This is a genomic window from Pseudomonas sp. GW822-FHT03F08 (genome assembly GCF_058801265.1).
Genome location: NZ_JBXANC010000011.1, coordinates 120,832 through 147,000 on the forward strand (window position 1 = coordinate 120,832; position 26,169 = coordinate 147,000).

The window sequence follows — 26,169 nt, forward strand, 5'->3', positions numbered from 1 at the left end:
CGTCAGTGTTTTGCTCATAAAAAAGGGCGCCTATGGAGGCGCCCTTTTTCGTTTTACGTATTTCGTCCTGAAAGACTCACTGCGGCCCTGCCAGCCACTCGCCAATGACCTTCTGATACTTCCCGGTCACCTTGCTCAGGTGCAGCCACTGATCGACATACAGCTTCCAGCTCATGTCATCACGTGGCAGCAAATAGGCCTTTTCCCCGTACTGCATGAATTGCTCCGGGTTGACCGCGCAGAGACCGGGTTTCTGTTTCTGTTGATACCGCGCTTCGGATGCGTCGGTGATCATCACATCAGCCTTGTTGTCGAGCAGTTGTTCGAAGATCGTCACGTTGTCGTGCAAGGCCAGTTGCGCCTTGGGCAGGAAGGCGTGGACGAAGGCTTCGTTGGTGCCGCCGGCGGGTTCGACCAGGCGCACATTTGGCTGGTTGATCTGGTCGATGGTCTGGTACTTGGACTGGTCGGCGCAACGTACCAGCGGGATCTTGCCGTCGACGTCGAGGGTGTTGCTGAAGTAGGCCTTTTTCTGCCGCTCCAGCGTTACCGAAATGCCGCCCATGCCGATGTCGCACTTGCCGGCCTGCATGTCCGGCATCAGGGTTTTCCAGGTGGTCTGCACCCACTCGATCTTCACGCCGAGGCTGTCGGCCAGGGACTGCGCCATGGCGATGTCGATGCCTTCGAAACCGCCGTCCGCGCGTTTGAAGGTGTAGGGTTTGTAGTCGCCGGTGGTGCAGACGCGCAACTGGCCTTGTTGCTGGATGGTGTCCAGGTGTGAGACTGGCTCTTGCGCATGGGCGGTGCTGGCCAGCGCCAGCAAACCGCAGAGGATCATCGTGTTTTTTCGAATTGTCATGGAGATCGGGCTTGTGCAGTGGGAGTGCGGGCCAGTGTAGTGAAAGGGTTTGCCGGGTGTCATCCCGCGTCCGGCCCGAGCGTTCCCAGCCACGCCACCAACCCTACAATCAACAGCGCAATAACCAGCTCAAATAACACGCTGCGGCGTAGAGCATTGGCCGCCACCTGATGTTGCCCCGCGCGCAACGATTGCTCCAGCAACGGCCCGAGGTGAAAGCGGTTCAGCGCCGCTAAAACCAGCATGCCGGCAAACAGCACAACCTTGATCGCCAGCAGCATCCCGTAGGTGCGGAGCAAGACATCGTCCAGTGTCGGGCCGACGATGAACAGGTAATTCAGTACGCCGCTCACGGAAAGGATGAGCACAATCGCCGCGCCCACGCCTTCGAAACGTTTGACGGCATCGGCCAGCGAACGAATTCGCGCTTCGCTGAACAGAGCGTCGAGCCGCGACATCAAGATCAACGCCAGCATGGCGCCCATCCACGCACCCGCCGCGAGCAGGTGCAGGATGTCGCTGAGCAGATGCCAGGCGTTATCCATCGCGCCGTGCCCGCTCCAGGCCAGAGAGGCGAGGGCGAGTGCACCGGCTATCGACGCCAGCCACACACCCGGCCAGATCATCACGACGATCAGCGCAATCATCCGCACCGCCCACGCCAGCCCGACATCGGTTTCGAACAGCATCATTTGCAGATGCGGCCACAGTGCCGCGAATTCCGTTTCGCCGCTCATGGCGCGGGTCATCAGCACCAGGCCCGCCACTGACAGCAGTGCCCCGATCAACGCCATCCCGCGCAGCATCGGCCGACACCGCAGCGTCGCGTCAACGTTGTACAACCCAAACAACGCCACCCCGAACAACAGCAGCAAATCCACGTACAACGCCATCCGCAGGAGGATGTTGATCAGGTCGGCCATCGGTCACTTCACTTTGAACGTGACGTTGCCGGTGATCGGGTGAGTGTCCGACGACACCGCGCGCCATTCGACCTTGTAGGTGCCGGCGGGCAAGGGCGAGAGCGGGGTGATGAACATGGTTTTCGGGTCGCTGCCGGCGCTGACTTTGGCCTTCATCGGCATCGGCGAGTGGGCCATGCCGGGCATTTCGGTCATCACCAGTTTGGCGCCGGAGAACTGGGTCATCAGGTTCTCGGAAAAACGCAGTTCGATTTTCTCCGGTGGCGCGCCGTCCGCGCCTTCGGCCGGGGTCGACGACAGCAGTTTCGGGTGGGCCTGGGCCAGGGTGCTCAAGAGCAATCCCGTGGCGAGGATGAAGGTTGTCTTGATCATGCGCATGCGAGGCCTCTTACCGCTCTTCGGCGGTGGTTTTCAGGGGTGGATGAAACGGATTCAGAACCACAGCCGCACGCCGAGGACGAGTCGCGCTTCGCTGCGATCCTCGCCTTCTTCCCGTGCGTAATCGGCGGTGTTGCCGTAGGTGCGGTTCCAGGTCACGCCGATGTACGGCGCAAACTCGCGGCGGATTTCATAGCGCAAGCGCAAGCCGGCTTCGGTGTTCGAGAGACCGGAGCCGAGGCCGCGTTGCGGGTCGTTTTTGCCATAGACGTTGAGTTCGGCGGTCGGCTGCAGGATCAGGCGATTGGTCAGCAGGATGTCGTAGTCGCCCTCCAGCCGTACGGCGCTCTGGCCGTTTTCGCCGATGAATGCCGTGGCTTCGGCTTCGAAGTTGTACAGCGCCATGCCTTGCAGACCGAACGCGGCCCAGGTTTGCGGGGCGCCGGGTTTGAAGTCCTGGCGCACGCCGCTGACCACGTTCCACCATGGCGAAATCGCGTGGCCCCACAGCGCCTGGATCTCCGCGTTTTCGGTCTTGCCGTTGCTGCGTTCACCCTCGGAACGCAGCCAGAGGCGATCGATGTCGCCGCCGATCCAGCCGGACAGGTCCCAGGCCTGGGTGCTGGCGTCGTCGGCGTCCTGCCATTCGAGTTTGTCGGCGAGGAAGTAAGTGTTGAGGGTGCTGTCGTGCACCTGGTGGCCACCGTGACTGGTGAACACGGCGGCGCGGTCGGCGTCGGTCAGCTTCGGGATCGGCGTGCGGCTTTCAGTTGGCGCGGCGGGCTGCATCATGCCGTCGTCCATGCTTTGCATATCGCCCATCTGGCTGTGGTCCATGCCCTGCATGTCGCTGGCGGCGAACGCCGAAGACAGCGTCAGGAGTGACAACGAAAACACGGCAAATCGAGTCATGGTCGGCGTCCTCATTCTTCCACCCGCACTTCACGGAACATGCCCATTTCCATGTGATAAAGCAGATGACAGTGAAAGGCCCAGCGGCCCAGTGTATCGGCAGTCACGCGATAGCTGCGGCGGGTGCCGGGGGGCATGTCGATGGTGTGTTTGCGCACCTGGAAGTCGCCGTTTTCGTCTTCCAGATCGCTCCACATGCCGTGCAGGTGAATGGGGTGGGTCATCATCGTGTCGTTGACCAGCACCAGGCGGATGCGCTCGCCGTACTTCAAACGCAGGGGCTCGGCGTCGGAGAACTTGATGCCGTTGAACGACCAGGCGAATTTCTCCATGTGGCCGGTGAGGTGCAGTTCGATGGTGCGGCTCGGGTCGCGGCCGTCGGGGTCTTCGAAGGTGCTGCGCAGGTCGGCGTAGGTCAGCACGCGGCGCCCGTTGTTGCGCAGGCCGAGGCCGGGGTCGTCGAGTTTCGGGGCGGTGGTCATGGCTTGCATGTCCACCAATGGATTGTCCTTTTCGCTGTCGGGGTGCGACTGCATCGGGCCCATGTTCATGCTGGCGTGGTCCATGCCGCTCATGTCCATCGAACCATGATCCATGCCGCCCATGCCCATGTCGTCCATGGTCACCAGCGGGCGCGGGTCCAGCGCCGGCACCGGGGCCGACAACCCGGCGCGGGCGGCGAGGGTGCCACGGGCGTAGCCGGTGCGGTCCATGGCCTGGGCGAACAGGGTGTAGGCGTCGGCAGCGGGCTCGACGATCACGTCATAGGTTTCCGCCACGGCGATGCGCAACTCATCGACGGCCACCGGTTTGACGTGCAGGCCATCGGCGGCGACCACGGTCATTTTCAAGCCGGGAATACGCACGTCGAAGTAAGTCATGGCCGAACCGTTGATCAGCCGCAGACGCAGCTTTTCACCGGGCCGGAACAGCCCCGTCCAGTTGGAATCCGGTGCGTGGCCGTTCATCAGGAAGGTGTACGTGGCGCCGCTGACATCGGCGATGTCGGTGGGATTCATCTTCATCTGCGCCCACATCGTGCGATCAGCGACGGTGGCGCCCCAGCCTTTTTCGCCGACGTCATGGATGAAATCGCCGACGGTGCGCTTGTGGAAGTTGTAGTAGTCGGACTGCTTTTTCAGGGTTTTCATCAGGCCGGCCGGGTCTTCGTCGGTCCAGTCGCTGAGCATCACCACGTGTTCGCGGTCGTAGTGGAACGGCTCTGGCTCCCGGGCGTCGATCACCAGCGGCCCGTAGACGCCGGCCTGCTCCTGCAACCCGGAATGGCTGTGATACCAGTAGGTGCCGTGCTGGCGCACCGTGAATTGATAGACGTATACGCCACCCGGTTCGATACCGTGAAAACTCAGGCCCGGCACGCCGTCCATGTTGGCCGGCAGCAGAATGCCGTGCCAATGGATCGAGGTGTCGGCCTTGAGCCGGTTGCGCACCCGCAGGGTCACGGTGTCGCCTTCGCGCCAGCGCAGCAGCGGGCCGGGCACGCCGCCGTTGATGGTCATCGCGGTGCGCGGCTGGCCGGTGAAGTTGACCGGGGTTTCGCCGATGAACAGCTCGAAGTCGGTGCCGCTGAGCTCATTTACCTGATCGGGGCTGTTCAAAGCCCAGACTGGCGTGCGCCACAGACCGAGGCCGCCGAGCAGACCGCCGGCGGCCAGGCCTTTGACAAAGGTGCGTCTTGAGGTGGTGGAAGGCATGCGCTGGAAGTCCCCGTTTGACCAATGACGGGGAGGCTAACCAGCGCCGGCTTTCAGTTGGCTGAGGCGCGGATTACAGTTGTGTCAGGTTCGGCGGCTGAGGTTGTCCGCAAGATCCCGAGCTTGTTGCGATGCGGCGAACCGCGAATCGCGATCGACCTCTTCACCGAAGATCGTTTTCTCGACAATCAACGCGTGCACATCGCTGACGCCGATGAATTCCAGCCACGCTTCCATGTACGGTTTCTGAAAATCGAAACGCTCGGCCGGCGTGATCGACTGCGCGGAAAAATCCATCCCCCGCGCATAGGCCACGACGGCTTTCTTGCCTTGCAGCAAACCTCGCAACCCGCGCTCCGGATCGAAGCTGAAGAGGATGTCTTTCTGCGACACCAGGTCGATGAAATGCTTGAGCTTGTAGGGAATGCTGAAATTCCACAGCGGCACCGAGAACACCAGCACATCGGCCCCGCGCAGGTGGGCGGCGAGGTCTTCGAGGGTCTGCCAGGCCGATTGTTGCGACGGCGTCAGCGGCGTTCCACTCAGGCCTGCGTATTTGGCGTTCATCGCGTCCTCGTCGAACTCCGGCAGGTGCAGGCTCCATAAATCGAGCGTGCGAACCTGGGTCTGCGAATCATTTTGCTGATAGCGCTCAATGAAACGGTGCGCCACTTCAATGGACGCGGAGCGCTGTTTGCGGGGTGAGCATTCGATGTGCAGGAGGGTGGTCACGGTGAGCCTCGACATTCGGTTAGGGAAGGCGAGGCATTGCAACATAGCTGGCTTCTCACTATAAATCGTAAATAAATCGGCCATTGATCACGTATTCAACTATGTTCGACGCCCTGTTGTTGAAGACCTTTGTCACCGTTGTCGACGAGGACGGCTTCAGCCGTGCCGCCGAAAAACTGCACCTGACCCAATCGGCGGTCAGCGGTCATCTGCGACGGCTGGAAGAGCAGATCGGCAAACCGTTGCTCAAACGCACGACCCGCTCCCAGCATTTGACGGCGGATGGCGAGCGCTTGATCGCCTATGCGCGCACGATTCTGGCGCTGAATCGCGACGCCTGGGCACAGCTCACGCGCACGCCGTTTCAGGGACGGGTGCGGATTGGCGTGTCGGAGGATTTTGTCGAACCAAGGTTGTTGCGGGCACTGCAGGACTGCGCGGCGCAGCATCCGGGCATGGAGATCGATGTGCAGGTCAACATTCCCGGTACGTTGTTGAACCAGATGAAGCAGGGCAATCTGGAGTTGGTCATCGGGTCGCTGTGCGAGACCCGAGAGCCGGGGTTGTTGCTGTGGCAGGAACCGCTGGTGTGGGCGTGGTCGGCGCAACCGGTCGCCCAATTGCCGACGCCGTTGCCGCTGGCGCTGTTCCCCGAACCCTGTCCGTATCGCGAAGCCGCGTTGACCCGCTTGGCCCAGGCCGGCATTGCCCAGCGCACCGCGATGCTCTGCACCAGCACCGCTGGCTTGCGTGCTGCGGCGTTGGCCGGGTTCGCGGTGGCACCGATGGCCGCCAGCCAGTTGGGGCAGGGTCTGGCGGCGCTCGGTGTGGAGCTGGGTTTGCCGACGCTGCCGGACGCGGAGTTTCGTCTGTTCACGGCGAGTCATGCCGATCCACAGATGATCGAAGCGGTTTCCCGGGTGATCGTCGACTATTGCTCGGCGCGACGGGAGTGAAGCGTCCTACAACCCGAGACCTTCCTGAACCACCAGCAGCAGGTTGTTTTCCGTCAGGGCAATCGCATCCAGTTGTTGCCCGGTCTCGATCGTCTGCAACCACCAATGACTCTCGCCGTGTTCGTCGACGGTCCGCAGCAGGGAAGTGTCCCGGCCCGGCAGGACGATCTGCACGCGACCGGCCCCGTCCTCGGTGAACCGCGCGATGGGATCAAAGGTCAGGCTGTGATGGTTGGCCTCGATGATCAATTGGTCGATGGCGTAGTCGTGCGTCTCGCCTTCCGGCGAACTTTCGCAAACATGGGTAGGATTTCGCCGAATCTTCAGTCCCACCTCGGTGACCGGTTGCAACCAGCCCTCGATGCGGTGATACAGGTCGTAGACCACCGCCGGCCAGCAATCGATTTCCAGTTCGGCGCAGGTGATGTCGTCCGCGTGGGTGTGCCGGGTTTGCTTGAGCTTCGCGGCGAGTTCGTCTGCTTTACTCATTTCGGGATCCCTGTTTTTGGTGTCTGCTTATTAATCGTAGACCTTTCAACGTAGTACAGCTTTGCCTTGCGTCATGCGCTTGCAACACTGGCATGACTCAATCAGCCCCTGACCACTTGACGGTCAGATCACAAAAACCATGGACGCCAGCGTCCCAAGGAACGGGAAGATGAAAAAGCTTTTTACAATTATGGCGCTGATTGCGCTGACGGTCGGTAGCATCGGCCTGAGTTCGGCGCGTCAGTCGCATGCCAACAAGGCACCCACGGAATCAGTGGCGGGGGTGTTCGATTACTACCTGCTGACGCTGTCCTGGTCGCCGACGTTCTGCCTGACTCACAAGGACGATCCTCAGTGCACCGGCAAGGGCTACGGTTTTGTCCTGCATGGCCTGTGGCCGCAATACGCCAAGGGCGGCTGGCCGGAATCCTGCCCGCCGCTGACCAACCTGTCGGCCGCCGAAACCGCCAAGGGCCTGACGCTGTTCCCGACGAAGAAACTCCTCGATCACGAATGGAGCAAGCACGGTACCTGCAGCGGTCTCGGGGCAATGGGCTATTTCGACGAAGCGGATAAAGCCGTGGCGGCGGTGACAATCCCGCAAGAGCTGCAACCGTTCAGCAACTCTTATTACTTCGAAGCGCAAGAAATCGCCGACCTGTTCCGCAAGAGCAATCCGGGCATCCCGGCAGACGGCATTGCCGTGATCTGCAGCGGCCCGGAACTCTCGGAAGTACGGGTGTGCATGGGCAAGGACCTGCAATTCGGCGCCTGCGGCAAGGGCGTGAAAACCCAGTGCCGGGCGGGGGATATCCGGGTTCCGCCGTCGCGCTGACCTGAGCGGTAACCGACTACAAAAACAGGCGCCTTTTCAGGCGCCTGTTTTTTTATGTTTACACGACAGGGCTTATGTCATCCGAGGATACGCCGATACCGTACAGCGGCACGGAAGCACCACCGACTCCATAGAAGGCAAGAAACTGAACAATGTTTGAATATATCTGGCGCAGCATCAATTCCCCAGGCTACTTCCCCGACGTACTGGATTGGATGATCCATATTCTCCTCAACCCGTTCATGGTGATGATGTGCCTGATGGCCGGAGCACTGACCGGTAAATGGTGGAGAGCCATCCCCTACGGCAGCCTCACGTGTTATGTGGTGTTCCTGAGCCGGTCGTCATTTTATCGGTGGGGAAGCATTTTCCCCTCAGCCGGCCTGCCTGCGCTGTTCATTGATGGCGCACTGTTGGCCCTTCTCGGCTTTTATTTGAACGGTGTACTCAGAACTCGCTCGGAAGCTAAACCCGAAGGCCATTGGTTGCGCTGGCTTTATAAAAACCTGAAGGTCGTCATGCAGATACTTGTGGTGATGTTCTGGGTGCTCGTCGTGCTGTTTGTCGTGGCCTTTACCGTCTCGGTTGCTACCCAACCGTCATTGGTGGATTAAGAGCATGGCGAGTTCTGAAAAATAAATCGCCGCGCAGGTCATCCATTTCCGCTGCGCGCCGATATCAACGGGGTCGGGATTGTCTCGGTGGCACTTGGTTGCCCCGCACTATCCGGTGGGCTACGCTCACAAAAAACAAGGGTTTCGGGCCTTTGCCCCTGTCGTACCTGCCCAGGACACGCTTTTGCCTATCCCCATTCACGATCCGCATCAGGCCCCCGGCGGCACACTCAAGCGTTTGCCGCTGCGCAAGGCGGCGGTGCTGTTCATCGTTGCGGTGTGTCTGTGCCTGTCCGGTCTGCTGTATTTGCAGATCGAGCAGTCGCGCCGGCAGGACCTGGCGAATGCGCAGATGTCCTCGGCCAACCTGACCCGGGCGATGGCGCAGCAGGCCGAAGACACCTTTCTGGCCGCTGATCTGGTGATGACCAGCCTGGTCGACTGGATTCAGGAAGACGGCTATGGCGCGGCGCAGAAGCCGCGTTTGCAGAGAACCTTCGCGCGCCGGGTGCAGCAACTGGAGCAGTTGCACGGCATGTTCCTGTTCGATCGCGAAGGGCAGTGGGTGATCACCTCATTCCCTGATCTGCCGCGAGGCAACGGCGTGGCGGATCGCGAGTACTTCAAGTTTCACCAACAGAACGTGTCGGCCGTGGCGCACATCGGCCCGGCGATCCGCAGCCGTGAAAACGGTGATTGGATTATCCCGATCTCCAAACGGGTCAACGACCGCGCCGGCAATTTCCAGGGCGTGTTGCTGGCCGGCATCAAGATGTCGTACTTCGACCGGTTCTTCAAAAGCTTCAGCCTGGATGACAACGGCACCATGTTCCTCGGACTGACCGACGGCACTTTGCTTGCGCGCCGGCCGTTCGACGATGCGTTGATCGGTACCTCGCTGGCCAAGGGCGAGATCTATCAGACGCTGCTCCCCAATGCCTCCGCCGGTACGGCGATGATCGATTCTGTGGTCGATGGGGTCACACGACTTTACGGTTATCGGCAGCTCGAAAGTTATCCGCTGGTGGTGTCTGCCTCTTCCTCGCGGGACACGATTCTCAAGGGCTGGCATGACCGCGCTTTCCAGTCCAGCGTCATCGTGGCGCTGGTGATGCTTGGGGTTGGGCTGTTTGGCTGGGTGTTCATCCATCAGGTGCGTGACGGCGAGCGGATCGAGAAAAACCTGCTCAAGGCCCAGCGGGCGCTGGAGCTGATTGCCACTCACGACAGTCTGACCGGGCTGGCCAACCGGCGCCTGTTTGAGCAATCGCTGGAGATTGAGTTCGCCCGGGGCGCCCGGCAGTCGAGTCCGGTCAGCCTGATCATGCTCGATATCGATTTCTTCAAGCGCTACAACGATGCCTACGGCCATGTGGCCGGCGATCATTGCCTGACCCAGGTCGCTCTGGTGGTGAAAAACTGCTGCCAGCGCAAATCCGATCTGGCGGTGCGCTACGGCGGCGAAGAGTTTGCGGTGCTGTTGCCGGACACCGACATCAACGGCGCGCTGGCGATTGCCGGGCAGATCCGCCGCAGCGTCATGGACAAACACATCACCCACAGCGGCTCGCCCACCGGTTATCTCACCGTGAGCCTGGGCTGCTATTCGTTCATTCCGCTGGGCAACGACAGCCCGGAATTGTTCATCCAGCGTGCCGATGCGGCGCTGTATCAAGCCAAGAACGCTGGTCGCAATCGCGCTGCGGTGTTGTCGATGGACGGCGGCATTGGTGAGTTGATGCGTTCGGACCGCTGATCGCCAACATAAAAAAGAGCAGGCCACGGCCTGCTCTTTTTCGTTGGGGCGGCAGATGAAGTGCCGCGACTCAGAAGTCCACAGTCGCCGAGACTTTCAGCGTACGCGGCGTGCCCTGGGTCAGGTAGCCGCCGTTGGCCGAGGCCCAGTAGGCTTCGTTGGCGACGTTTTCCAGATTGGCTCGCAGGGTGATCTGTTTTTCGTCCAGTTTGAAGGCGTAGCGCGAGCCGAGGTCGAAGCGGGTCCACGCCGGAATGCTCTGGGTGTTGGCCGCATTCAGGTACTGACCGCCGGTGCGCAACATGCGGGCGCTGAGGGCGGCGCCTTCGAGGCCCGGAATGTCCCAGTCGGCGCCGAGGTTGAACTGGAAGCGCGGCACCCCGACGGCGCGGTTGCCGTCATTCACGCCGTTGGCGCTGCCTTCGAGTTCCGTCTTCATCAATGTCGCGCCACTGAGCAGGCGCAGGCCGTCGAGCGGTTCGCCGTAGACGTTGAGTTCCACGCCTTTGTTGGTCTGCTGGCCGTCGACCCGGAAGATCCCGTCCTGGGTGTAGCTCGACGGCTGTTCGATGCGGTAGACGCCGAGGCTGGCGCCGTAGCTGCCCATGTCCAGGCGCACGCCGGCCTCGACCTGTTTGCTGCGCACCGGGGCGAAGGTTTCGTCGCGGTTGATCGCGGTGGTCGGCGGCGTCGGGCCCTTGGCCAGGCCTTCGATGCGGTTGGCGTAGAACGACACGTGTTCCCACGGCTTGATCACCAGGCCGTAGACCGGGGTGGTGATCGATTCGTCATAACTCGACGTGCGTGCCCCGGTGACGGTGCTCCAGCCGTCGACTTTCAGTGTCTGACGGCGCACGCCGAGGGTCAGCAGGATGCGGTCATCGACGAAGCCGAGCGTGTCGGAAATCGCCTCGCTGCGCAGGGTGTTCTTGCCGCTGATGCGCGGGTCGTTGATATCGCTGGCAAACGAGGTGGCGGGCGGGCGCGGCTTGTCGGTGACGTTGTACAGGTTGGTGCTGTAACGCCCGGCGCTGCCGATGGTTTCGTAGGCCGAGCGCTGTTCACCCCAGATGCCGGCCCAACCGAGGTTCAACTGATGGCTAACGGGACCGGTGTCGAAGCGACCGTTGAGCCCGGCCATTGCACTCTGGTTGTCCTCGTCGTGGGGCGAGTAGAGCATACCGCCGCGGGCACTGCCGTTGAGATCGGTGACGGTCAGCGACGAGTAAACACCGTTCTCGCGGGTGTGCTTGGCACCACCGGACACGTAGGCGGTCCAGTTGTCGTTCAGGTCATATTCGGCGCGGGCCATGCCGAAGGTGTCTTCGAGTTGCGAATAGCTCCAGCGCTGGGCGTAGCTGGCGTTGGCGTCCGGCACCTTGGGGGCTTTTGTCAGGCTCGAATCGACATAGATCACCGAGCGCCCCTGATTGATCACCTGCTTCTGATAACCGAAGTCGGTCGAGACCCGCAGGCGTTCACCGCGATAGTCCAGGCCGACGCTGAACAGCGACGAGCGCTGGTCTTCGTCATCGACGGCGGTGTCACCTTCGCGCTGCATCAGGTTGACCCGCGCACCGAAGCGGTTGTCTTCGCCGAAGCGCTGGCCCAGATCCAGATGCCCGCCGACCCGACCGTCGGCGCTGTAGTCGAGTGTGACGCTGCGGGTCGGCGTGTCCATGGCGCGTTTGGGTTGCAGGTTGATCCCGCCACCGATGCCGCTGCCGCTCGGGGTCACGCCGTTGACGAACGCGTTCGGGCCCTTGAACAGTTCCACCCGATCCAGCGCTTCGACGGCGATGATCTGCCGGGGCAGCACGCCGTACAGGCCGTTATAGGAAATGTCATCGGAGGCCAGCGGCAGACCGCGGATAATGAACATCTGCGAGAAGTTGCCGAAGCCGTTGGACTGGCGCACCGAGGCATCGTTGAGCAGCACGTCGCCGACGGTTTGTGCCTGTTGATCGGCCATGGTCTTGGCGGTGTAACTGGTGACGCTGAACGGCAGGTCGTTGACCTCCTGGTTGCCGAGCATGCCGACCTGCGCGCGGCGGGCGACCTGTTCGCCGCCGTAGGTGTCGCCGCTGTCGTCGCGCAAGGCGCTGACGTTGGTGGCGCCCAGTTCCAGTGCACCGTCCGCCGCGACTTTCGGGGCTACGGTGTAACCGTTGTGGCCTGTGCTGATCAGCTCGAAACCGCTGCCTTCCAGCAAGCGGGCAAAACCGCTCTGCGCGGTGTAACTGCCTTGCAGGCCGGGGCTCTGGCGATTGCCCAGTTGCGCCGGATCGAACGACAACGGCACGCCGACGCTGACCGCAAATTGCGCCAGCACATGGCTGAGCAGGCCGGGGCCGATGTTGACACTTTGGCTGGCGCTTTCGCGGGTGCTGTCGGCGGCGTGGCCGAGGGTCGGCAGCAGCGCGCCGAAGGCCAGGGCAAGGCTCAGGTTCAGGGCCTTGAGCGGGAAAGTGGCGGGGCGGGACGTGGGCAATGCGGTCATTCGGCGATCCTGTCGAGCGCGTGGAATTGAAAGGTCTATCCACTCACCGAACGAGACGCGAAAAGGTATCAGTGAACATCGAAAATAATTTCACCGGGTTCAGACACGGGGTTCGACCGACAGCCAATAGCGGGTCAGGCTGTTGATGTTCAGCGGCAGGGTGTCGCTGAGCAGACGCAGACTGGCGTCGGTGTCGCGCAGGGAAAACGCCCCGGACACGCGCATCGCCGCGACGTCCGGATGACAGCGCAAGACGCCCCGACGATAGCGGCTCAGTTCGCCGAGCAATTCGTCCAGGCGCATGTTGCTGGCCAGCAGCATGCCTTTGTCCCAGGCCAGGCTCGCGGTGTCGAAGGTTTCGGCGCTGTCGAAGCCGTTCAGTTTGAAGCGCTGGCGCTCGCCGGCCTTGAGCATTGCATTTTGCTTGAGCAGTTCCGGGGTGATTTGTACTTGCCCCTCCAGCACCGACACCAGGCTGCGCGAACCCTCGGTGCGCACGCAGAACCGCGTGCCGAACGCACGGGCCACGCCTTGTGGGGTTTCGACCATGAACGGGCGGGCGGCGGCATCGCTGGCGGTGTTGATCAGCACCTCGCCGTTGAGCAGCAAGACCCGGCGTTCGACCGGGCTGAAAGCGATGTTCACGGCGCTGTCAGTGTTGAGCAGCAACTGAGTGCCGTCCGGCAGTTGCAGCGTTTTTTGCTCGCCGACTGCGGTGCGCTGATCGGCGGTCCATTGCTGCCAGGGCACATGTTGCGAGGCGATCCCCAGTGGTCCCGCCATCAACAGCAGGCCGAGGCGGGTGAGCGTCTGACGACGGCTGAGGCCTTCTTTGCGCGAAGCCCGTTGCAAGGTCTGGATCGCCACATTGGCCGGCACACTGCGTAAATCCCCCAGCAACGCTTCGGCCCGTTGCCAGGCGATGGCGTGCTCGGCGCTGCGGTTGCGCCACTGGGCGATGGCCTGATGATCGGACGGCGAGGCGCTGCCCGAATGCAACTGCACCAGCCAGTCGGCGGCTTCACCGAGAATCTGCGGATTGATCATCGACGAACTCATCAGGCGACACTCAGGCAGGCAATGAACGCGGCGCGCATGTGGCGTTTGACGGTGATCAGCGAAACACTCAGGCGCGTGGCGATCTGCGCGTAGGTCAGGCCTTCGATCTGCGACAGCAGGAAAGTGTCGCGGGTCTGCGCCGGCAACTCGCGCAGCAACGCTTCGATGCGCCACAGGGTTTCGAGAATCAGATAGCGGGTCTCCGGCGACGGCACCTCGTCGGCGGGGAGGCTGGCGATGGTTTCCAGGTAGGCGCGCTCGATGTCCTGACGGCGCCAGCGGTCGATCACCAGACCTTTGGCAATGTGCGTCAACAGCGCCCGGGGTTCGCTGCCCAGCGGTTTGATCACCTGGCGGGTGAGCAGGCGCAGGAACGTATCGTGCGCCAGGTCGGCCGCATCGCAGCGATTGCCCAGCTTGCGCTGCAACCAGCCCTGCAGCCACCCGTGGTGTTCGCTGTAGAGCGTCTGGACTTGCTGATTCAAGGGCTGATCGAGGGACGACATGAAGGGCAGATACTCGTTTCGGGCGTCCGTTGCCTGGTTGCAATGTAGAGGTGCAATCGAGAGTGCGAAAAGTGTGCAATTAAGAATTGATCGCATTCTAGTGGCACGGAACGAGCGCTGGCAATTGCCCCCCGACACTTTCTTTTCTGACGCCAACCAAGTGGCCTACTCGTCTTCCGGGAGATTGGCTATTTGCCTGACCCGCCCCCGGGACTAACGTAGCCACACATTCACTCGCCCCGGAGAACCACCATGAAACCTCGTGCCGATTTCTACACCGCTTCCCCAGACGCCCTGAAAGCGATGATCGCCCTGGAAACCGCCGTTTCGAAACTGCCGCTGGAAAAGACCCTGATCGAACTGGTCAAGCTGCGCGCCTCGCAAATCAATGGCTGTGCGTTCTGCATCGACATGCACACCACTGACGCGATCAAGGGCGGCGAAACCCCACGTCGATTGTTCGCCGTGACGGCCTGGCGCGAGGCCCCGTTCTTCACCGACCGTGAACGCGCCGCGCTGCTGTGGACCGAATCCCTGACCCAACTGAGCCTGACCCACGCCCCGGACGAAGATTACGAAGCGGTCGCTGCCCAGTTTTCGCCGAAAGAAATGGTCGACCTGACCGTGGCGATCAGCACCATCAACAGCTGGAACCGTCTGGCCGTGGGCTTTCGCAAAACCCCACAAGCCTGATCGGTCAATGTGCATCGGCACTCGGCGCGGCCGGTGGTTGTACCTTGCGCATCAAGGGCACCATCGCCGTGGCGATCACGAAGCACACCATGATCATCAGGAACGTGTCGCCATAGGTTTGGGTCTGCGCCTCGCGGTAGGTCAGCAGCCATAACTGATGCAGGCCGGCGGTGATGCCGACGTCACCGCTCTGACCCAGTGCGGCGAAGTTGCCGCCGACCTGGGCCAGCCACTGATTCAACGCTTCGTTGCTGCTGTTCAGATGCTCCGCCAACCGCGTGAAGTGCAGGTTGGTGCGGTCGTTGAGAATGGTCGCGCACGCCGCAATCCCGATCGCACCGCCCAGGTTGCGCATCAGGTTGAACAGGCCCGAAGCGTGTTTCAACCGCGCCGGCGCCAGCCCGCCAAGCGTCAGCGTTACGGCCGGCGGCACCGCCAGTTGCTGGGCAATCCCGCGCAGGGCTTGCGGCAGCATCAATTGCCCGGCACCCCAATCGTGGGTGATCGGACTGAATTCCCACATCGACAACGCAAACAACGCCAGGCCCGCCATCATGATCCAGCGCAGATCGATGCGATTGGCCAGAAAGGCGTACAGCGGAATCGCCATGATCTGGAACACCCCGGTGGAAAAAACCGCCAGACCAATGTCCAGCGCACCGTAGCCACGCACCCGGCCGAGAAACAGCGGCGTCAGGTAAATCGTCGCGAACAGGCCGATCCCGGTGACGAAGGAAAAGAAGCAGCCGAGGGCGAAGTTGCGATCCTTGAGCGCGCGCAGGTCGACGATCGGATTGGCCACGTGCAGCGTGCGGCCAACGAACGCCACGCCGGCCAGGGCGCTGATCCACGCGGTGGTCAGGATGGTCTGGTCGCTGAACCAGTTCCAGCGCGGGCCTTCTTCGAGGGTGTATTCCAGGCAGCCGAGAAACAGCGCCAGAAACACCATGCTCAGATAGTCCGCGCCCTTGAGCAGCGACAGTTCCGGCTGATCGATCTTGACCAGCATCGGCACCGCCACGGCGACGAAAATCCCCGGCACCAGGTTGATGTAGAACAGCCAGTGCCAGGACGAGATGTCGGTGATCCAGCCACCGATCACCGGCCCCAGCGTCGGCGCCAGCGAGGCCACTGCACCGATGGTCGCAGCGGCGATCACCCGTTGTTTGCCAGTGAAGAAAAAGAATGCGGTGGTGAACACCAGCGGAATCATCGAGCCGCCGAGAAACCCTTGCAGCGCCCGAAAGGCGATCATGCTCTGGATGTTCCAGGCCGCGCCGCACAACAGGCTGGCGAGGGTAAAACCGACTGCCGAGGCGCAGAACAGCCAGCGGGTCGAGAACACCCGCGACAGCCAACCCGACAGCGGGATCACGATGATCTCGGCGATCAGGTAACTGGTCTGCACCCACGCCGTTTCATCGGTGCCGGCGGACAACCCGCCGCCGATATCCCGCAGCGAGGCCGAGACGATCTGAATGTCCAACAGCGCGATGAACATGCCGATGCACATGGTGGCGAAGGCGAACACTTTAGTTGCCGTCGCCATCTCGGCGGCATTGAACGGCTGCGCAGGGACAGCGAGGGCGCGGCTCATGGCGCGCTGGCCACGGCGGTGGTTTCAGGCTGGGCACGGGTGTCGACTTCAGCCGTCACCGACAGGCCCGGACGCAGATGACCGAGCACGCCGTCGGCGGGGTCGAGCAGGATCCGCACCGGCACACGCTGGACGATCTTGGTGAAGTTGCCCGTGGCGTTTTCCGGCGGCAGCACGCTGAACTGCGAACCGGTGGCGGGGGCGAGGCTGTCGAGGCGGCCGTGGAATTCCTGACCGGACAACACGTCGGCGCGGATGCTCACGCGCTGGCCCGGTTTCATCCGCGCCAGTTGGTCTTCCTTGAAGTTGGCATCGACCCACAGACCGCTGGCCGGCACCACCGACAATTGTTGCGAACCGGCCTGAGCGTAGGCGCCGACCCGTGCGCGGCGGTTGCCGATCACGCCGTCGACCGGGGCGCGCAATTCGGTGTAGCCGAGGTTGAGTTGCGCCAGATCACGTTCGGCCCGGGCTTGCTGGAGGGCGGCGCGGGCTTGTTGTTTCTGGGTTTCGATCACGGTGAGTTGGCGTTGCGCAGCCAGCAGTTCGGCCTGGGCCTTGGCGCTCAAGGCTTGCGCGGTCTTGAAGGTGGCGTCGGCCCGTTGCGCACTTTCCACCGAGACTGCATTGGTGGTCACCAGGCGTTTGTAGCGTGCGTTGTCGTCCCGGGAACGGGCGGTTTCGGCACCGGCAGCATCGATGCCGGCGCGGGCCTGACCGATCACCGCTTGTTGCAGTTGTTCGGTGGCGTCGAGGTTGGCCAGCAGCGCTTCTTCGGCGGCGACGGCGCCTTCGGCCTTGGCCAGATTGGCGCGATAGTCGCGGGCGTCGAGGCGGATCAGCACGTCGCCGGCCTTCACCGGCTGGTTGTCGCTGACCAACACTTCTTCGATGTAACCGGCGACTTTCGGCCCGATCACCGTGACGTCACCGCCAATGTAGGCATCGTCGGTCTCTTCGAGAAATCGACCGGCACCCCACCAATGCGCGGCGTACACCCCGGCGAACACCAGCGCGGCCAGACCCGCAGTGGGCAACAGCAGGCGTTTGAGCAGGGGAGGTTTGGAAGCGCTGACCGGAACGGCGAGATCGGGTTCAACGGTGGGCATGCTGGTCATGGCGTAATACCTGCGGCTGATACCGGCAAAAACGGGTTGTTATTACGGCTGTAATATGACGCAGGTAATATTTTGTGGCAAATGATTTTTGCTGCCGGTCGTCGTTTGCTTATCGCAGCCAGGTGCCGGGCGTCGTGCCGGTCATGGTCTTGAAGAACGCAATGAATGCGCTGTCGCTGGCGAAACCCAGTTCAAACGCGCAATAGCCGAGGTTACGGCCGGTAGCGAGCAATTCCATGGCGCGCATCAATCGCCATTGCTGGCGCCATTGTTGATAGCTCATGCCGGTTTCCTTCTGGAAGATCCGGCCGATGGTGCGGCTGCTGGCGCCGATCTGTTGCTCCAGCACTTGCAGCTCCGGTGGCAGTTGTTCGGGGCGTGCAAGCAGAGGCGCCAGGCGTTTGTCTTGCGGCAGCGGCAGCAGCATCGGTTGCTGCGCCGCGTCACGGATTTCACTCAGGCACAGCCCCAGCAGATGGACGAATTTGCCCTGCTGCCAATCGGTGGCGAAATCGGCAAGCGCCATCGGTTCCAGCACGGCGCGCAGCAGCGGGCTGACCTCGATCACGCAGACCTGTTGCGGCAGCTCGCGACACAACTCGGGTGTCAGGTAGATGGAGCGGTAATCGACGCTTTGCTGCATCACCGCCCGATGCGTGACGCCACCGGGAATCCACGCCGCCCGCGACGGCGGCAGCAGACACAGCTGCTGCGCCAGCGTGATGCGCGTGCAGCCCTGTCGGGTGTAGAGCAGTTGCCCGCGCTGATGCCGATGCAGGCCGGAGTCGTGATCGCCGAGGGTAGAGGCGATGCCGATTACCGGCGCAGGGAAGCGATCCGGGTCAAAACGGTCGTGGGCTTCGAGCCAGGCCATGGGTTGTCCGATTTCAACGATAAATTGTCAGGGTTTGGATAATACGTCAGTTGCCTCTTTTTAAACTCCTCGGCGTTTTTGTTGAGGAGTCATGGTGATGAGCCATAGAAAGTTTTTGATGTTGGCGATTGCGCTGCTGATGTTTCCGCAAATCGCCCAGACCCTGTTCAGCCCGGCGCTGGGGGATATCGGCCGTGCATTTGATGTTGGACCGCAAGCAGCGGCGCAAACCCTGTCGGTGTACTTCCTGGCTTTCGCGTTTGGTGTGGTGACGTGGGGCCGGGTGTGCGACCGGATTGGCCGGCGGCCCTCGATGCTCGCCGGTCTGGCGATTTATGCGGTTGCCTGCGTACTCGGCTTGAGCGTGCGCAGTTTCAACGGCTTGTTGATGGCCCAGGCGCTGGCGGCATTTGGCGCCGCCGTCGGCTCGGTGGTGACCCAGACGTTATTGCGTGACCGCTATCGCGGGAGCGAACTGGCCCAGGTGTTTTCTCTGGTGGGCATGGCACTCGCGGCCAGCCCGGCCATCGGTCTGTTCAGCGGCGCGAGCCTGGTTCAGGGCTTCGGTTATCGCGGCGTGCTCGGTGCGCTGCTGTTGCTGGCATCGGCCTTGTGGATTTGGAGTTGGCGCAACCTGCCGGAAACCCGTCCGTCGCTACTCACCTCCGTTGGCCTGTTCGCAACCATGGGCGACATGTTGCGCGATCCCCGTATCTGGCGTTCGGCGCTGTGGATTGCATCGTTCAACGTCGCATTGTTCAGTTACTACAGCATCGGGCCATTTCTGTTCGAGCGGCTTGGGCTGAGCAGTTCAGAGTTCGGCTACAGCGGCGTGATGCTCGCATTGGCCTCAGGGTTTGGAGCATGGCTCAACAAACGCTTGCTGCACATCGGTTGCAGGCCGCTGCAGTTGATTCGCCTGGCAGCGCTCACTGGTTTACTCGGTGGCATCGGCGTGTGGCTGTTGCAGACGCATGTCTGGTTCGTGCTGCCGATGTTGCTGGTGGTACTGGCGTTCGGCATGGCGATCCCGAACATTCTGGGCGCAGCGCTGAGCAATTACACCGATCGTTTGGGCACCGCCGGTGCATTGCTGGGGCTGTTTTATTACCTGCTGATCGGTGCGGGATTGATGTTGGCAGCGTGGTCTCAGGCCCTCGGGGAAACCCTGATGATCTGCAACTTGCTCGCGTTATTGCTGGCGATCCGCGCTAAAAAGGCATTTGTTTAAGAAATGTAAGCAACGTAGGAAGCGTCTTGCAATTGTGTAGGAAGGCTCTGACTATCACTGCAATTGATGGGATGGCATTAAGCCATTTGATTGCAAGGATGTTGAGTGCCGTATTCGATTCGCGCTGTTACCCGTTGTAGTTTCCTGCCTCGCCCGCTGTTGTCGGCCTTGTTGTTGAGTGTGTGTGCGCCCAGCGTTCTCGCCGCCGAAGCTCCAGCCCCGGGCCAGGAAGTGCTGCGCCAGCAACAACTGCAACAGCGCGATCTGCAACAACTGCAACTCGAACAGCGCAAGCGGCAACTGGAGCGCGGCGCGTTCGGCCCGGCGCCTGCCACCCCGGCCATTGCTGAATCGATCAAACCCGACGAACGCTGCTGGCCCCTGAGCGGCACGCGCATCGGCGGCGTCACGCTGATCGATAAGGACAAACTCAACGCCCGGATCAAACCGCTGCTGGCGCCGTGCATGGGCGTGGGCCAGATCAACCATTTGCTGGCGACCATCACCGCGCTGTACGTGGAGAAGGGCTACATCGCCAGCCGGCCGTACCTGAGCAGTGCGCCGGCAGCGGGCCAGTCGCTGGATATCCTGATCGACGAAGGCTACATCGAATCCATCGAACTGGCCGACCAGAGCCTGCCGGTGTCCCTCGGTGGCGCGTTTCCCGGCATGCTCGGCAAGCCGCTGAACCTGCGGGATCTGGAGCAGGGGCTGGATCAGTTGAATCGTCTGCGCTCGCTCGATCTGACCGCCGACGTTGCTCCCGGCAGCCAGCCCGGCGCGTCAAAAATCATCTTGCGTTCGCGGACCTCGGGGCAGTCGCGCTGGGCACTCGGCGCCGGTTTCGACAACCTCGGCAGCGTCAGCACCGGCCGCGATCGCGACACGCTCAGCCTGACGCTCGACAGTCCGCTCGAACTCAACGACCTGTTGAGCCTCAGTGCCAGCGACACGCTCAATCAGGGCGACCGCTACAGCCGCAACGCCAGCCTCTATTACGCGATTCCCTACGGTTACTGGACGTTCAGCACCTTTGCCAGCCACGCCGAATATCGCGCGCCGTTCAAGCTCAGCGCGGCGACCCTGCACAGCACCGGTATCACCGATCAGCTCAGCCTGCGCGCCGACCGCGTGTTGTGGCGCGACCAGAGCCATCAGCTCAGCGCCAACCTGCAACTGGCGCACAAGGACGTCGATAGCTACCTGGAAAACGTCCGCCTCGGCATCCAGAGCCCGACCCTGACCGTGGCCGAGGCCGGGCTCAATCTGTTCTGGCTCGATCGCGCGGTGTGGAACCTGGATTTCAACTACGCCCAGGGCCTGCGCTGGCTGGGTGCCGACGACGATGCCGATCATCAGGTTAAGAACCTGCCCAAAGCACAGTTTCGCAAGTACCGCGCCGGCCTCAGCCAGTGGCGCAACGGCCAGCTCGGCGCGCAAGCCTGGCAATGGCAGAGCCAACTGAACGTACAGTACAGCCCGGATCCGTTGCCAGCGATCGAACAACTGCTCGGCACCGACGATTCCGCCGTGCGCGGTTATCGGGTCAGCAGCGCGTCCGGCGCCAGCGGTGCGATCTGGCGCAATACCTTGCGCCTGCCGCTGCGCAGTGATTTTCCCGTGCAGCTCACCCCGCGAATCGGACTCGACCACGGCTGGATCAAGGCCGACCACGGCGCCTCGGTTCAACGCCTGAGCGGCGCCAGCATCGGCCTCAACCTGGGCTGGAAAAACCTGCAAGTGGATGTCGATTACCAACGCAGCCTCAACACCCCGACCGGTCTGCACAGCGAGCCTGAAACCTGGCTGATGCGGGTCGGATTACAGATATGAACGTCAGTGAACAACAGCCATCGGACCTGAGCGCGACAGCCGTGGCCTTCTACTCAACGCGCAACGTGATGCCGCACTACATGGAGAGTTTTTTATGCCAATGAATACCTTTGCGTTTCATCTTTCCCCACGGGGCAAACTGCGCTGGGCCATCGCCAGCCTGTTCCTGGTCGCTCATCTGCCGGGCGCCATGGCCGGTGGTGTGGTGGTCACACCCGGCCCTGGCGGCACCGCGCAATTGCAGAACCAGGGCGGCGTGCCCATCATCAATATCGTGGCGCCCAACGGCTCGGGCCTGTCGCACAACCAGTTCCTCGACTACAACGTCGACCGTCAGGGCCTGGTGCTGAACAACGCCTTGCAGGCCGGGCAATCGCAGCTCGCTGGACAACTGGCGGCCAACCCGCAATTGCAGGGTCAGGCCGCGAGCGTGATCCTCAACGAAGTGATCAGCCGCAACCCGTCGGCCATCAACGGCGCCCAGGAAATCTTCGGTCGCTCCGCCGACTACGTGCTCGCCAACCCGAACGGCATTTCGGTGAACGGCGGCAGTTTCATCAACACGCCGAACGCCAATCTGGTGGTCGGCCGTCCCGAGCTGAACGACGGCAAGCTGCAAGCCCTGAGCACCCGCGATGCCAGCGGCCAGCTGCAGATTCAGGGCGGCGGGCTGCGCAATGGCGAAGGCTCGATCAACCTGATCGCACCGCGCATCGACAGCCAGGGTGCGATCACTGCACGTGATCAACTGAACCTCACTGTCGGACGCAATCAGATCGACTACGCCAGCGGCCAGGTGAAAGCCGTGGACCCGGCGGGCAACACCACCGATCAGCGGATCGACGCCAGCCTGTTCGGCGCGATGCAGGCCGGGCGCATCAACATCGTCAGCACCGCCGAAGGCGCAGGCGTGAAGGTCGGGGCTGTGCAAGTCGCCGGGCGTGACGGCGTGCAGATTCGTTCGGCTGGCGACTTGAGCGTCAGCGGCCAGGCGATCCCGGACAGCCTCGACGTGACCCGCGCCGGCATCCGCAGCAGCCAGGGCGACGTCGGCCTGCACAGCGGCAAGGATCTGACGCTGGCCGCCACCGACGTCAGCGGTCGTGATGTGAAGGTCGATGCCAAACGCAATCTGACCTTGACCACCGTCGAGAGCCGCAAGCTCCAGGAACAGCGCGAGAACTGGAACAACAGCACCATCGGCATCACCTGGGAAACCTACGAGCGCACCAAGACTGACAGCGATTCGCGCCAGCACGGCAGCCAGATCGTCGCCAGCCGCGACGCGCAACTGTCGTCCGGCAAAGACACCGAACTGAAAGCGGCCAAGGTCGAAGCGAAGAACAACCTCAGCGTGCAAAGCGGTGGCGATCTGCGCCTGACCGCCGCCACTGAAAGCCACACCCAGACCGATCAGGGCAAGCACCGCAAGCACCTGTGGAAAGCCGATTGGGACAGCAGCAGCGAAGAGCAGCGCAGCGTCACCAGCCAGTTGAAAGGCGGCAACATCGCCCTGCAAACCGCTGCACTGTTGCGCTCCGAAGGCGCCGAGCTGAACAGCGCCGGCGATCTGCAACTGGCCGGCAAACAAGTGGAAATCACCACCGCGACCCGCACCAACCGCAGCAGCGACAACCGCTATTCCGGTGATCTGGTCGGCGGCGGTTTCTTCGGCAAGACCGGCGACGCCGACAAGGGCCAGACCCAGCATCAGGGCAGCAAGATCAACGCGGCCGGCAAACTGGTGGTCAAGGCAGACGACGTGCGCATCAGCGGCAGCCAGGTGCGTGGCGGCCAGGACGCCAGCGTGATCAGCGACAACGGTTCGCTGACCATCGACGGCGTGCAGAACACCTCGCACAGCAACAACCACGACAAGGACAGCAAGTTCTTCGGCATCACCAAGGACGAGTCCCGGCAGAACAGCAAGGACAGCACCACGGTGCGCAGCGAGCTGGTGTCGGACAGCAACCTCAAGCTGAAAAGCGCCAAGGACATCGAAGTCGCCGGCTCCACGGTCAAGGCCGGCGGTTCGCTGACGGCGGATGCGGCGGGTGATGTGAATGTGCATTCGACGCAGAACACCCACGACAGCAGCAACAGCACACAGACCCGTGGCTTCGACGCTTACGCCAAGGAGCAGACGGCGGAGCAATATCGCGCCGGCGTGCATTACGAAGACAAGGCGCAAACCGTCACCGCCAACGACGTCACGCAGCAGGGTTCCAGCCTCAGCGGCGGCACTGTGCAAGTGAAGGCGGGCGGCGATGTGACGCTCAAGGGCGCTGAGGTGAAATCCACCGCCGGCGACACCACCCTGAGTGGCAAGAACGTTTCGTTGCTGGCCGAGCAGGACAGCCACAATACTTCGACCGAGACCCGCAGCACCGGCGGCGGTTTCTACTACACCGGCGGCCTCGACCGCGCGGGCAGCGGCGTGGATTTCTCGCACAGCACTTCGCAAGACACCACCGGCAAAACCACTGCGCAAACTACCGGTGTGCAGAGCAGCGGCAGCCTGAACATCAACGCTGACAAACTCGTCACCGAGGGTGCGCAACTGAAGTCCGGCAACGGTCTGAACGTCGCCGCCAACGAAGTGGACAACCGTGCTGCCAGCAACACCGAGAGCAGCACTCACAAGGAGAGCAACTGGTCGGCAGACATCGGCGCCAACGTCGAGTACAAAGACATCGCCCGGCCGATTGCCGGCGCGGTGAAAGACGTGCTCGACGGCAAAGTGCCGGACAAGGACGCACTGGCCAATCTCGGTCAGCCGAACGTCGGTATCGACGTGGCGGTCGGTCATGCCAGCGCGGATAAAACCGAGCAGAGCAGCAACGCCGTGGTCAGCCAGTTCGACGGCAAGACCGTGGACGTGAAGGTCGGCGGCACGCTGCACGACCAGGGCACCCAGTACAACGCCAGCGCCGGCAAAGTGAACATCAGCGCTGACAAACTGGTGGCCGATGCCGCGAACAACACCCGCAGCAGCACCGAAAATTCGGTGGATGCCAAGGTCGATGTGCGTGTCTACACCAAGACCGGTGAAGACGTGAACGTGGCCGGCAGCGGCGCGGGCGGCAGCAGCCAGTCGAGCAAGAACAGCGCCACGGCGGTGGTCGGTGGTTACGCTGGCAATCAGGGCGTGAACATTAATGTCGCCCGCGACGCACAGTTCGAAGGCAGCCGTTTCGACGGCGGCCAGGGCGGTGTCAGCGTCAAGACCGGCGGTGATCTGGCCCTGAATCAGGCCAACGACCGTCAGAGCAGCGACAGCTCCAGCCTGCGTGGCAACGGCTCGCTGACCGTCGGCACCTTGCCGGGCACCGACGGCACCAATGTCGATCTCGGCGCCGGGTTCCAGCTCGATCACAAAGGCAACCAGACCACCGACACCCAGGCGCATGTCGCCAGCATCAGCGGCAACGGCCCGGTGCAATTGAGCAGCGGCGGTAATCAGGTTCAACAAGGCACGAAGATCGACAGCGTCGGCAACATCGACCTGAAGGCCGACGGCAAGCTCGACCTGCAAGCGGCCACCGACACGCACGTCGCCACCGGCAGCAATCTCGGTGGTGGCCTGAAGGCGGGCGGCAGCAAAACCAGCAGCGAGAAGAGCCGTGATCAGGGCGGCAACCTCAGCGGCAACTTCAACATCGGTCGGGTCAACGAGAACACGCAGACCCTCACCGGTGGTCAGCTCAACAGCCAGAACGGCATTGCGCTGAGCGGCGACTCGGTGCGCCTGCAAGGCACTCAGGTCAGCGCGCCAAACGTCAACATCGACGCGCAGAAGGGCGGCTTCGTTCAGGAGTCCGCACAGTCCAGCGACAACCGCAACAACTGGAACGTTGCGCTGAACGCCGGCGGCAATCTGAGCAAAAGTACGCCTACCGCCGCCGATGAAAAAGTCAGCAGCGATCACGGCTTCAATGCCGGGGCCAAAGTCGGCGTGGACTACCTGCAAGGCACCACCCAGCAGAACAGTCAGATCAAGGCTGACACTGTGGTGCTGAACAGCGCGGGCGATGCGAGCCTGAGCGGTGCGCGGATCGATGCGCGCAATGTCAGCGGCAAAGTGGCCGGTGATCTGACGGTCGAAAGCCGTCAGGACACCAGCACTCATGCCAAGGTCGATGTGGATCTGGGCCTGACCGCCAAGAAGACGCCCGCAGATGACAAAGGCAAGCTGGCTGGCACCGACTACAAGCCAACGCTGAAAGTCGACGGCGAATACGCGCACAAGGACAGCGTGAAACAGGCTTCCGGTATCAGCGGCAGCCAGGGTGTGAACCTCACTGTCGGCGGCGCTACGCAACTGACTGGCGCGCGGATTTCCGCCACCGGGGGCAACGTCGATCTGGATGGTTCGAAGGTCAGCAGCAGCGACCTGAGCAACCGCGACTACGGCGTGAAAGCCGGGTTGGATCTGCCGCACAAAACCGAAGAAAACGCACCGAAGGTTTCCCTTGAAAACGGTAACCTGAAAGTCGGCCCGGTGACCTTGAGCGGTCACCTGGACAGCCAGTCCCTGCAAGCGGGGATCGACGAAAGAGGTTGATTCGTCGGCAATAAAAAAGGTG

Annotated in this window: 21 protein-coding genes; 8 read left to right on the forward strand and 13 right to left on the reverse strand. The window is 62.3% G+C overall.

Annotated features, from left to right (window positions below; all coding sequences use genetic code 11):
* Positions 1-76: 76 nt before the first annotated feature.
* From AC1RME_RS25220 to AC1RME_RS25245, 6 genes are all read right to left on the reverse strand, one after another.
* Positions 77-862, reverse strand: a complete 786-nt coding sequence (locus AC1RME_RS25220) for a transporter substrate-binding domain-containing protein (RefSeq protein WP_493066525.1) — start codon at positions 860-862, stop codon at positions 77-79.
* 59 nt (positions 863-921) lie between these two features.
* Complete coding sequence (gene copD / locus AC1RME_RS25225) at positions 922-1,785, reverse strand: copper homeostasis membrane protein CopD (protein WP_493091893.1); 864 nt, start codon at positions 1,783-1,785, stop codon at positions 922-924.
* Between the two features lie 3 nt (positions 1,786-1,788).
* Positions 1,789-2,163 carry a copper homeostasis periplasmic binding protein CopC gene (gene copC, locus AC1RME_RS25230; RefSeq protein ID WP_493073231.1) on the reverse strand — a complete coding sequence of 125 codons (375 nt, stop codon included), beginning with the start codon at positions 2,161-2,163 and terminating at the stop codon, positions 1,789-1,791.
* A 54-nt stretch (positions 2,164-2,217) separates the two neighbouring features.
* Positions 2,218-3,075, reverse strand: a complete 858-nt coding sequence (locus tag AC1RME_RS25235) for a copper resistance protein B (protein ID WP_493091894.1) — start codon at positions 3,073-3,075, stop codon at positions 2,218-2,220.
* Between the two features lie 11 nt (positions 3,076-3,086).
* On the reverse strand, positions 3,087-4,790 hold the full coding sequence (locus AC1RME_RS25240; RefSeq protein WP_493091895.1) for a copper resistance system multicopper oxidase: 1,704 nt from the start codon (positions 4,788-4,790) through the stop codon (positions 3,087-3,089).
* A gap of 84 nt (positions 4,791-4,874) precedes the next feature.
* The gene (locus AC1RME_RS25245) at positions 4,875-5,522 is read right to left on the reverse strand and encodes an FMN-dependent NADH-azoreductase (protein WP_493091896.1); all 648 of its coding nucleotides are present in this window, start codon (positions 5,520-5,522) and stop codon (positions 4,875-4,877) included.
* Positions 5,523-5,623: 101 nt separating this feature from the next.
* Between AC1RME_RS25245 and AC1RME_RS25250 the strand changes: the two genes are divergently transcribed.
* The gene (locus AC1RME_RS25250) at positions 5,624-6,478 is read left to right on the forward strand and encodes a LysR substrate-binding domain-containing protein (protein WP_493091897.1); all 855 of its coding nucleotides are present in this window, start codon (positions 5,624-5,626) and stop codon (positions 6,476-6,478) included.
* Positions 6,479-6,484: 6 nt separating this feature from the next.
* On the opposite strand, the gene AC1RME_RS25255 is transcribed toward AC1RME_RS25250, so the two are convergent.
* Positions 6,485-6,967, reverse strand: coding sequence for a hypothetical protein (locus AC1RME_RS25255; protein ID WP_096822030.1), 483 nt, complete (start codon positions 6,965-6,967; stop codon positions 6,485-6,487).
* 169 nt (positions 6,968-7,136) lie between these two features.
* Between AC1RME_RS25255 and AC1RME_RS25260 the strand changes: the two genes are divergently transcribed.
* From AC1RME_RS25260 to AC1RME_RS25270, 3 genes are all read left to right on the forward strand, one after another.
* Positions 7,137-7,802: a ribonuclease T2 gene (locus AC1RME_RS25260; protein WP_096822029.1), complete on the forward strand. Its 666-nt coding sequence runs from the start codon at positions 7,137-7,139 to the stop codon at positions 7,800-7,802.
* Between the two features lie 152 nt (positions 7,803-7,954).
* Positions 7,955-8,416, forward strand: a complete 462-nt coding sequence (locus tag AC1RME_RS25265) for a hypothetical protein (RefSeq protein WP_192558536.1) — start codon at positions 7,955-7,957, stop codon at positions 8,414-8,416.
* 184 nt (positions 8,417-8,600) lie between these two features.
* Positions 8,601-10,172: a sensor domain-containing diguanylate cyclase gene (locus AC1RME_RS25270; RefSeq protein WP_096822027.1), complete on the forward strand. Its 1,572-nt coding sequence runs from the start codon at positions 8,601-8,603 to the stop codon at positions 10,170-10,172.
* Between the two features lie 70 nt (positions 10,173-10,242).
* Here AC1RME_RS25270 and AC1RME_RS25275 read toward each other — a convergent pair whose 3' ends face one another.
* The 3 genes from AC1RME_RS25275 to AC1RME_RS25285 all read right to left on the reverse strand — a co-directional run bounded on the left by AC1RME_RS25275 (position 10,243) and on the right by AC1RME_RS25285 (position 14,237).
* Positions 10,243-12,672, reverse strand: a complete 2,430-nt coding sequence (locus AC1RME_RS25275; protein WP_493091899.1) for a TonB-dependent siderophore receptor — start codon at positions 12,670-12,672, stop codon at positions 10,243-10,245.
* A gap of 99 nt (positions 12,673-12,771) precedes the next feature.
* Positions 12,772-13,731: a FecR domain-containing protein gene (locus AC1RME_RS25280; protein WP_493091900.1), complete on the reverse strand. Its 960-nt coding sequence runs from the start codon at positions 13,729-13,731 to the stop codon at positions 12,772-12,774.
* On the reverse strand, positions 13,731-14,237 hold the full coding sequence (locus AC1RME_RS25285) for a sigma-70 family RNA polymerase sigma factor (protein WP_192558533.1): 507 nt from the start codon (positions 14,235-14,237) through the stop codon (positions 13,731-13,733). The genes AC1RME_RS25280 and AC1RME_RS25285 overlap by 1 nt, the downstream gene beginning before the upstream one ends.
* A gap of 252 nt (positions 14,238-14,489) precedes the next feature.
* On the opposite strand from AC1RME_RS25285, the gene AC1RME_RS25290 reads away from it, so the two are divergent.
* Positions 14,490-14,930, forward strand: a complete 441-nt coding sequence (locus AC1RME_RS25290; protein WP_096822023.1) for a carboxymuconolactone decarboxylase family protein — start codon at positions 14,490-14,492, stop codon at positions 14,928-14,930.
* Between the two features lie 4 nt (positions 14,931-14,934).
* Here the strand turns inward: AC1RME_RS25290 and AC1RME_RS25295 are convergent, their stop codons facing one another.
* The 3 genes from AC1RME_RS25295 to AC1RME_RS25305 all read right to left on the reverse strand — a co-directional run bounded on the left by AC1RME_RS25295 (position 14,935) and on the right by AC1RME_RS25305 (position 18,519).
* Positions 14,935-16,527, reverse strand: coding sequence for a DHA2 family efflux MFS transporter permease subunit (locus AC1RME_RS25295; protein ID WP_096822022.1), 1,593 nt, complete (start codon positions 16,525-16,527; stop codon positions 14,935-14,937).
* Positions 16,524-17,645 (reverse strand): HlyD family secretion protein, encoded by a 1,122-nt coding sequence (locus tag AC1RME_RS25300; protein WP_493091901.1) that lies wholly within the window; start codon positions 17,643-17,645, stop codon positions 16,524-16,526. Before AC1RME_RS25300 ends, AC1RME_RS25295 begins: the two co-directional genes overlap by 4 nt.
* 109 nt (positions 17,646-17,754) lie before the next feature.
* On the reverse strand, positions 17,755-18,519 hold the full coding sequence (locus AC1RME_RS25305; RefSeq protein WP_493091902.1) for an AraC family transcriptional regulator: 765 nt from the start codon (positions 18,517-18,519) through the stop codon (positions 17,755-17,757).
* Between the two features lie 97 nt (positions 18,520-18,616).
* On the opposite strand from AC1RME_RS25305, the gene AC1RME_RS25310 reads away from it, so the two are divergent.
* From AC1RME_RS25310 to AC1RME_RS25320, 3 genes are all read left to right on the forward strand, one after another.
* Positions 18,617-19,750, forward strand: a complete 1,134-nt coding sequence (locus tag AC1RME_RS25310) for an MFS transporter (protein WP_493091903.1) — start codon at positions 18,617-18,619, stop codon at positions 19,748-19,750.
* Positions 19,751-19,855: 105 nt separating this feature from the next.
* Positions 19,856-21,583 (forward strand): ShlB/FhaC/HecB family hemolysin secretion/activation protein, encoded by a 1,728-nt coding sequence (locus AC1RME_RS25315; protein WP_493091905.1) that lies wholly within the window; start codon positions 19,856-19,858, stop codon positions 21,581-21,583.
* Positions 21,584-21,677: 94 nt separating this feature from the next.
* The gene (locus AC1RME_RS25320; protein ID WP_493091906.1) at positions 21,678-26,147 is read left to right on the forward strand and encodes a hemagglutinin repeat-containing protein; all 4,470 of its coding nucleotides are present in this window, start codon (positions 21,678-21,680) and stop codon (positions 26,145-26,147) included.
* Positions 26,148-26,169: the final 22 nt, after the last annotated feature.

What these genes read in the sequence shown, in the direction of transcription:
- AC1RME_RS25310 (WP_493091903.1), top strand. Translation starts at nt 18,617, where the DNA reads ATGAGCCATAGAAAGTTTTTGATGTTGGCGATTGCGCTGCTGATGTTT.
- AC1RME_RS25220 (WP_493066525.1), bottom strand. Translation starts at nt 862, where the DNA reads ATGACAATTCGAAAAAACACGATGATCCTCTGCGGTTTGCTGGCGCTG.
- AC1RME_RS25240 (WP_493091895.1), bottom strand. Translation starts at nt 4,790, where the DNA reads ATGCCTTCCACCACCTCAAGACGCACCTTTGTCAAAGGCCTGGCCGCC.
- AC1RME_RS25250 (WP_493091897.1), top strand. Translation starts at nt 5,624, where the DNA reads ATGTTCGACGCCCTGTTGTTGAAGACCTTTGTCACCGTTGTCGACGAG.
- AC1RME_RS25235 (WP_493091894.1), bottom strand. Translation starts at nt 3,075, where the DNA reads ATGACTCGATTTGCCGTGTTTTCGTTGTCACTCCTGACGCTGTCTTCG.
- AC1RME_RS25280 (WP_493091900.1), bottom strand. Translation starts at nt 13,731, where the DNA reads ATGAGTTCGTCGATGATCAATCCGCAGATTCTCGGTGAAGCCGCCGAC.
- AC1RME_RS25260 (WP_096822029.1), top strand. Translation starts at nt 7,137, where the DNA reads ATGAAAAAGCTTTTTACAATTATGGCGCTGATTGCGCTGACGGTCGGT.
- AC1RME_RS25255 (WP_096822030.1), bottom strand. Translation starts at nt 6,967, where the DNA reads ATGAGTAAAGCAGACGAACTCGCCGCGAAGCTCAAGCAAACCCGGCAC.
- AC1RME_RS25285 (WP_192558533.1), bottom strand. Translation starts at nt 14,237, where the DNA reads ATGTCGTCCCTCGATCAGCCCTTGAATCAGCAAGTCCAGACGCTCTAC.
- AC1RME_RS25305 (WP_493091902.1), bottom strand. Translation starts at nt 18,519, where the DNA reads ATGGCCTGGCTCGAAGCCCACGACCGTTTTGACCCGGATCGCTTCCCT.
- AC1RME_RS25290 (WP_096822023.1), top strand. Translation starts at nt 14,490, where the DNA reads ATGAAACCTCGTGCCGATTTCTACACCGCTTCCCCAGACGCCCTGAAA.
- AC1RME_RS25320 (WP_493091906.1), top strand. Translation starts at nt 21,678, where the DNA reads ATGCCAATGAATACCTTTGCGTTTCATCTTTCCCCACGGGGCAAACTG.
- AC1RME_RS25300 (WP_493091901.1), bottom strand. Translation starts at nt 17,645, where the DNA reads ATGACCAGCATGCCCACCGTTGAACCCGATCTCGCCGTTCCGGTCAGC.
- AC1RME_RS25295 (WP_096822022.1), bottom strand. Translation starts at nt 16,527, where the DNA reads ATGAGCCGCGCCCTCGCTGTCCCTGCGCAGCCGTTCAATGCCGCCGAG.
- AC1RME_RS25275 (WP_493091899.1), bottom strand. Translation starts at nt 12,672, where the DNA reads ATGACCGCATTGCCCACGTCCCGCCCCGCCACTTTCCCGCTCAAGGCC.
- copD (WP_493091893.1), bottom strand. Translation starts at nt 1,785, where the DNA reads ATGGCCGACCTGATCAACATCCTCCTGCGGATGGCGTTGTACGTGGAT.
- AC1RME_RS25265 (WP_192558536.1), top strand. Translation starts at nt 7,955, where the DNA reads ATGTTTGAATATATCTGGCGCAGCATCAATTCCCCAGGCTACTTCCCC.
- copC (WP_493073231.1), bottom strand. Translation starts at nt 2,163, where the DNA reads ATGCGCATGATCAAGACAACCTTCATCCTCGCCACGGGATTGCTCTTG.